This window comes from Escherichia sp. WS568 (genome assembly GCF_046486085.1).
In the GTDB taxonomy this organism is placed as follows: Bacteria; Pseudomonadota; Gammaproteobacteria; order Enterobacterales; family Enterobacteriaceae; genus Escherichia; species Escherichia coli.
The window spans coordinates 1-6386 of sequence record NZ_JBJQMC010000047.1 but is presented as its reverse complement, the minus strand read 5'-3'; the positions used below and the strand labels follow the sequence as shown (position 1 = coordinate 6386).

The 6386-nt window shown below is 53.6% G+C and carries 5 protein-coding genes and 1 pseudogene; all 6 read left to right on the top strand.

Annotated elements, in window-relative coordinates; translation table 11 throughout:
• On the top strand, positions 1–1733 hold a 1733-nt coding region (locus tag ACJHWR_RS24850; RefSeq protein ID WP_410226721.1), incomplete at its 5' end, for an Ag43/Cah family autotransporter adhesin.
• A 120-nt stretch (positions 1734–1853) separates the two neighbouring features.
• Positions 1854–4370, top strand: coding sequence for a hypothetical protein (locus tag ACJHWR_RS24845; protein ID WP_059332753.1), 2517 nt, complete (start codon positions 1854–1856; stop codon positions 4368–4370).
• Positions 4371–4446: 76 nt separating this feature from the next.
• Complete coding sequence (locus ACJHWR_RS24840; RefSeq protein WP_000581493.1) at positions 4447–4902, top strand: IrmA family protein; 456 nt, start codon at positions 4447–4449, stop codon at positions 4900–4902.
• Between the two features lie 78 nt (positions 4903–4980).
• On the top strand, positions 4981–5214 hold the full coding sequence (locus tag ACJHWR_RS24835; RefSeq protein WP_001119720.1) for a DUF905 family protein: 234 nt from the start codon (positions 4981–4983) through the stop codon (positions 5212–5214).
• Positions 5215–5313: 99 nt separating this feature from the next.
• Complete coding sequence (locus ACJHWR_RS24830) at positions 5314–6132, top strand: DUF932 domain-containing protein (RefSeq protein ID WP_047938428.1); 819 nt, start codon at positions 5314–5316, stop codon at positions 6130–6132.
• A 54-nt stretch (positions 6133–6186) separates the two neighbouring features.
• A pseudogene (locus tag ACJHWR_RS24825) lies at positions 6187–6386 on the top strand (antirestriction protein); the annotation flags it as partial.

Below are 6386 nucleotides of genomic sequence, written 5' to 3'. Positions count from 1 at the left end.
CCGGTGGTAAGGCAACAGATGTCACCATGACATCCGGTAGTGCCCTGATTGCAGACAGTGGTGCCACTGTTGAGGGGACCAATGCCAGCGGTAAGTTCAGTATTGATGGCATATCCGGTCAGGCCAGCGGCCTGCTGCTGGAAAATGGCGGCAGCTTTACGGTTAATGCCGGGGGACAGGCCAGCAACACCACTGTCGGACATCGTGGAACACTGACGCTGGCTGCCGGGGGAAGTCTGAGTGGCAGAACACAGCTCAGTAAAGGTGCCAGCATGGTACTGAATGGTGATGTGGTCAGTACCGGCGATATTGTTAACGCAGGGGAGATTCGCTTTGATAATCAGACGACACCGGATGCCGCGCTGAGCCGTGCTGTTGCAAAAGGCGACTCCCCGGTAACGTTCCATAAACTGACCACCAGTAACCTCACCGGTCAGGGTGGCACCATCAATATGCGTGTTCGCCTTGATGGCAGCAATGCCTCTGACCAGCTGGTGATTAATGGTGGTCAGGCAACCGGCAAAACCTGGCTTGCGTTCACAAATGTCGGAAACAGTAACCTCGGGGTGGCAACCTCCGGACAGGGTATCCGGGTTGTGGATGCACAGAATGGTGCCACCACAGAAGAAGGTGCGTTTGCCCTGAGTCGCCCGCTTCAGGCCGGTGCCTTTAACTACACCCTGAACCGTGACAGCGATGAAGACTGGTATCTGCGCAGTGAAAATGCTTATCGTGCAGAAGTCCCCCTGTATGCCTCCATGCTGACACAGGCAATGGACTATGACCGGATTCTGGCAGGCTCCCGCAGCCATCAGACCGGTGTAAACGGTGAAAATAACAGCGTCCGTCTCAGCATTCAGGGCGGCCATCTCGGTCACGATAACAACGGCGGTATTGCCCGTGGGGCCACGCCGGAAAGCAGCGGCAGCTATGGCTTCGTCCGCCTGGAGGGTGACCTGCTGAGAACAGAGGTTGCCGGTATGTCTGTGACCGCAGGGATATATGGTGCTGCAGGCCATTCTTCCGTTGATGTTAAGGATGATGACGCCTCCCGTGCCGGCACGGTCCGGGATGATGCCGGCAGCCTTGGCGGATACCTGAATCTGACACATACATCCTCCGGCCTGTGGGCTGACATTGTGGCCCAGGGAACCCGCCACAGCATGAAAGCGTCATCGGACAATAACGACTTCCGCGCCCGGGGCTGGGGCTGGCTGGGCTCACTGGAAACCGGTCTGCCCTTCAGTATCACTGACAATCTGATGCTGGAGCCACAACTGCAGTACACCTGGCAGGGACTCTCCCTGGATGACGGCCAGGATAACGCCGGTTATGTGAAGTTCGGGCATGGCAGTGCACAACATGTGCGTGCCGGTTTCCGTCTGGGCAGCCACAACGATATGAACTTTGGTAAAGGCACCTCATCCCGTGACACCCTGCGCGACAGTGCAAAACACAGTGTGCGTGAACTGCCGGTGAACTGGTGGGTACAGCCTTCTGTTATCCGCACCTTCAGCTCCCGGGGGGACATGAGCATGGGTACAGCCGCAGCCGGCAGTAACATGACGTTCTCACCGTCACAGAATGGCACGTCACTGGACCTGCAGGCCGGACTGGAAGCCCGTGTCCGGGAAAATATCACCCTGGGCGTTCAGGCCGGTTATGCCCACAGTGTCAGCGGCAGCAGCGCTGAAGGTTATAACGGTCAGGCCACGCTGAATGTGACTTTCTGACAGAACCATCGCCTCTTTGTGGTCCCGGTCATCATGATCGGGACCCGGACCGGCGCAACGGATATTCAACGCCACATTCGCTGGCATTAACAATAACATGATATTCATCACGGAGTGACTATGTTACAGATAGTCGGCGCGCTGATCCTGCTGATAGCAGGATTTGCCATTCTTCGCCTTTTGTTCAGAGCATTAATCAGCACGGCTTCTGCGCTGGCAGGGCTTATATTGCTGTGTCTGTTCGGCCCGGCCTTACTGGCTGGCTATATCATCGAACGCATAACCCGGTTGTTCCATATTCGCTGGCTGGCAGGCGTATTTCTGACGATTGCCGGAATGATCATCAGCTTCATGTGGGGACTTGATGGTAAACATATCGCGCTGGAGGCTCACACCTTTGACTCTGTGAAATTTATTCTGACCACCGCTCTCGCCGGTGGTCTGCTGGCTGTTCCCCTGCAGATCAAAAACATTCAGCAGAACGGGATCACACCAGAAGATATCAGCAAGGAAATTAACGGGTATTACTGCTGTTTTTATACTGCCTTTTTCCTTATGGCGTGTTCTGCATGCGCACCATTGATCGCGTTACAGTACGATATTTCACCGTCACTGATGTGGTGGGGCGGGTTGTTGTACTGGCTGGCTGCATTAGTGACGCTGCTATGGGCGGCCAGCCAAATCCAGGCGCTGAAAAAACTGACCTGTGCCATCAGCCAGACACTGGAAGAACAACCGGTGCTCAACAGTAAATCGTGGCAGACCAGTTTGCAAAACGATTACAGCCTTCCTGACTCACTGACGGAGCGCATCTGGCTGACGCTCATTTCTCAACGGATTTCCCGGGGAGAGCTGAGGGAATTTGAACTGGCAGACGGAAACTGGTTACTGAACAATGCCTGGTATGAAAGAAACATGGCAGGGTTTAACGAACAGTTGAAAGAGAACCTGTCATTCACACCTGATGAACTGAAAACGCTCTTCCGGAACCGCCTGAATTTATCACCGGAAGCGAATGACGATTTTCTCGATCGTTGCCTGGACGGCGGTGACTGGTATCCCTTTTCAGAAGGTCGCCGTTTTGTATCATTCCATCACGTGGATGAGCTTCGTATCTGTGCCTCCTGCGGGCTGACAGAAGTACATCATGCCCCGGAAAATCATAAGCCGGATCCGGAATGGTACTGCTCCTCTCTTTGTCGCGAAACAGAAACACTGTGTCAGGAAATTTATGAACGCCCCTACAACAGTTTTATTTCCGATGCAACGGCGAATGGTCTGATTCTCATGAAACTGCCGGAAACCTGGAGTACAAATGAGAAAATGTTTGCTTCCGGAGGGCAGGGACATGGGTTTGCCGCTGAACGGGGAAACCATATTGTCGACAGAGTCCGTCTGAAAAACACACGGATCCTCGGTGATAATAATGCCAGAAATGGAGCAGACAGACTGGTCAGCGGAACAGAAATCCAGACGAAATATTGTTCAACTGCAGCCCGTAGCGTCGGTGCGGCATTCGACGGGCAAAACGGACAGTATCGTTACATGGGAAATAATGGCCCCATGCAACTGGAAGTCCCCCGTGATCAGTATGCCGGCGCTGTTGAAACCATGAGGAATAAGATCCGCGAAGGTAAAGTACCCGGTATAACCGATCCCGCAGAAGCGTCCCGGCTGATTCGTCGGGGACATCTGACTTATACTCAGGCCCGTAATATCACCCGGTTCGGGACCATCGAATCGGTCACTTATGATATTGCCGAGGGTTCGGTTGTCAGTCTGGCGGCCGGAGGGATCAGTTTTGCCCTGACGGCATCGGTCTTCTGGCTCAGCACCGGCGATCGCGATGCTGCCCTGCAGACAGCTGCTGTCCAGGCAGGAAAAACCTTCACCCGCACACTGGCTGTCTACGTCACAACCCAGCAACTCCACCGGCTCAGTGTTGTTCAGGGTATGCTGAAGCACATTGATTTTTCGACTGCCAGCCCGACTGTCCGACTGGCTCTTCAGAAGGGGACCGGTGCAGGAAATATCAGTGCCCTGAACAAAGTAATGAAGGGTACGCTGGTGACATCTCTGGCACTGGTAGCTGTCACAACCGGCCCTGACATGATCAAAATGTTGCGGGGACGGATCTCCGGTGCGCAGTTCATCAGGAATCTTGCCGTGGCATCTTCCGGTGTGGCAGGTGGTGCTGTCGGGTCAGTGGCGGGCGGGATACTGTTCAGTCCACTGGGACCATTTGGTGCACTGACAGGGCGTGTGGTTGGCGGTGTTCTGGGGGGAATGATTGCCTCCGCTGTATCAGGAAAAATTGCCGGAGTGCTGGTTGAAGAAGATCGCGTCAAAATTCTGGCAATGATTCAGGAGCAGGTGACATGGCTTGCCGGCAGTTTCCTGCTGACCGGACATGAGATTGAAAATCTGAACGAGAATCTGGCCCGTGTTATCGATCAGAATGCTCTGGAGATCATTTTCGCCGCCGGTATACAACAACGGGCCGCGACCAATATGTTAATCAAACCACTGGTGGTCAGTATCATCAGGCAACGCCCCGTCATGGAATATGATGCATCCCATCTCGGCAATATGGTTAACCGACTGGAAGAAGCATTCCCCCCGGAGCTCCCGGCATAACGTGTGTTCTGCTCCTTTTAGGTTTTATCACCTGATTTGCCAGTGTCATCGTCATGACTCATGAGAGGTAAATACCATGATTCACCTGTTCAAAACCTGCATTATTACTGGCGTCATTCTGGGGTTAACGTGGTCTGCCCCACTCCGGGCACAGGATCAACGTTACATCAGTATACGCAATACAGATACGATATGGCTCCCGGGAAATATTTGTGCTTACCAGTTCCGGCTGGATAATGGCGGAAACGGTGAAGGATTTGGCCCCCTCACCATCACTCTGCAACTCAAAGACAAATATGGTCAGACGCTGGTGACCAGAAAAATGGAAACGGAAGCTTTTGGTGACAGTAATGCCACGCGAACCACAGACGCATTTCTGGAAACGGAGTGCGTGGAAAATGTCGCCACAACCGAAATCATTAAAGCAACTGAAGAAAGTAACGGCCATCGTGTCAGTCTGCCGTTATCGGTTTTCGATCCCCAGGACTACCATCCACTGCTAATTACCGTTTCCGGAAAAAACGTTAACTGATCCCTGAAGTCAGTTTCATGCTTCAGCCTCTGTCACAACGCGTGGCAGAGGCTTTTTATTTATCAGGAGAAAACAGATATGCCGGGTTACACAGAGTATGTCCTGGCTGAAGGATCTTTCTCATACGGGCAGGCGGTTGCTGTCATAACAGCTTACCGCAATGTGTTTATCCAGGATGACCCGGGAATGCATTTCCGTCGGATTATCCGCAACACGGAAGGTCAGCGACGCTGGCGCTGCCGGAATTCTGAATCCGATGCCGGAAAGGTGCTTAATACGCGGCTCGCCAGTGACGGTCTTCTCAGACAATAAACGTCATTCATTTCACCCATCAGGCCGCGTCTTCTCCGGGAGACGTGGCTTTTTCATTTATTACACCAGTAAATCTTAACCACCGATAAGGAGCAAATTATGCGACTAGCCAGTCGTTTTGGTTATGCGAACCAGATACGCCGTGACCGTCCGCTGACACACGAAGAACTGATGCACTATGTACCCGGTATTTTTGGGGAAGACCGGCATACCTCCCGCAGTGAACGCTATACGTATATCCCCACCATCACCGTGCTGGAAAGTCTGCAGCGGGAAGGCTTTCAGCCGTTCTTCGCCTGCCAGACCCGTGTGCGCGACCCGGGCCGCCGGGGATACACAAAACACATGCTGCGTCTGCGGCGGGCCGGAGAGATAAACGGAGAACATGTCCCTGAAATTATTCTGCTCAACTCTCATGACGGTACCTCCAGCTACCAGATGCTGCCGGGTTACTTCAGGTTCGTCTGCCAGAACGGATGCGTCTGTGGTCAGTCTCTGGGGGAAGTGCGTGTTCCGCACCGGGGAAATGTGGTGGACAGAGTCATTGAAGGGGCTTACGAGGTGGTGGGCGTGTTTGACCGGATTGAGGAAAAGCGTGATGCCATGCAGTCGCTGATTCTGCCGCCACCGGCACGCCAGGCGCTGGCACAGGCGGCACTGACTTACCGTTATGGTGACGAACATCAGCCCGTCACCACCGCCGACATTCTGACGCCACGACGCCGGGAGGATTACGGTAAGGACCTGTGGAGTGCTTATCAGACCATTCAGGAGAATATGCTGAAAGGCGGAATTTCAGGTCGCAGCGCTAAAGGAAAACGTATCCATACCCGTGCCATTCACAGCATTGACACTGACATTAAGCTCAACCGCGCATTGTGGGTGATGGCGGAAACCCTGCTGGAGAGCCTGCGCTGATTCAGCCATTACCCTGAAAACCACGCATTTATTTGTCCTTTAAGGAGTCATTTCATGAAAACCATTTCACATAATTCCACCACATCTTCTGTTTCCGTAACCGCTGCATCAGGGAATGACCAGCCTCAGTTGGTTGCCACCCTCGTCCCTGATGAACAGCGCATCAGCTTCTGGCCGCAGCACTTTGGCCTCATTCCACAGTGGGTGACCCTGGAGCCCCGTGTCTTCGGCTGGATGGACCGTCTGTGTGAAGA